Raw genomic sequence first — 1,082 nt, 5'->3', positions numbered from 1 at the left:
TGAAGGTGTCTTTTTGCGGAGACGGGACGGAGGATAAAATTCATAACGTTGGCTGTCAAAATAAACCCGATGAGGTCTTAATCGTATGCAACAGGTCATTTATTTTTTGCAACTCACGGATAAAGGGCCTATTAAAATTGGTTTCACGCAAAATATTGAACGACGGCTAAAACAAGCACAAACTTTTAACCCTGAAGAAATACGACTCCTTGGAACTATGCCAGGGCATCAGCGATTGGAAACTGAATTGATTCATCGATTTTCATCGTACCATATTCGGGGAGAGTGGTTTTCATACAATGATGAATTATACAATCTTGCTAAAGGAATATATGCTGGAGAGTATATTACCGAGAATGATAGACATTATGTGATTTTATATCGGGATACACAAAGATCAGCTACTGATCCTTGCTCTTTTTGTTGTTTTCAGCATAATCATGGTCTTGGCGATGGGCATCGGGTTGGACACTGCCCATCAAAAATTGGGCGTGAAACAATTACCTTGCCTTCAGGCCAAAAGCTTCATCGAAAGCACGGTTATATCATTAAAACGAGGAATCTCAACTCAACCGAACGACCAGAGGAGCCAATAAAAAGAGCGGTTAACAAAACTCGCCTTAGCGTTTTTTCAAATCTTCTTGCATTTGCAGTAAACCAATTTATAGATATGAATATATTCACACTTGAAACATCGACAAAGCCGCCTGAAGGGGGTACCACCCTGCTTGTAAATTATCCAGATGGAACGCCCTGTAAAATTAGATGCTATGATGCTGGTTATGATGAGGTCGGAATCCAAGTCCTTTATGGTATCAAGGCCGCTGATCCACCTATATACACATTCGTTTCACGTGATTCGAGAAGCCTCTGTTCAGCTCATGCATCAGGATGGTTGGAGCGAAGGTCAGGTCAATATTTGCAGATCCCGGAAAATTCAACTTCTATTGAATTATATTGTGAAAAGGATGTGCTTCAACAGATTGCACAAGTCCCAATAAGCCCGATTAATAATTCGTTCGGAATGCGAGGGCCATTTCACTTTTAATATGAATAATATCGAAGAAATGCAGCCAACGAAT

The 1,082-nt window shown here is 40.4% G+C and carries 1 protein-coding gene; it reads left to right on the top strand.

Annotated elements, in window-relative coordinates:
* Positions 1–85 precede the first annotated feature (85 nt).
* The gene (locus tag ACYQ2M_RS25090) at positions 86–1,048 is read left to right on the top strand and encodes a GIY-YIG nuclease family protein (protein ID WP_459919143.1); all 963 of its coding nucleotides are present in this window, start codon (positions 86–88) and stop codon (positions 1,046–1,048) included.
* Positions 1,049–1,082: the final 34 nt, after the last annotated feature.

The organism is Desulfocicer niacini (genome assembly GCF_054657595.1).
Note: the sequence above shows the minus strand (reverse complement) of the source record. Positions and strands in the feature narration are given on the sequence as shown.

What these genes read in the sequence shown, in the direction of transcription:
- ACYQ2M_RS25090 (WP_459919143.1), top strand. Translation starts at nt 86, where the DNA reads ATGCAACAGGTCATTTATTTTTTGCAACTCACGGATAAAGGGCCTATT.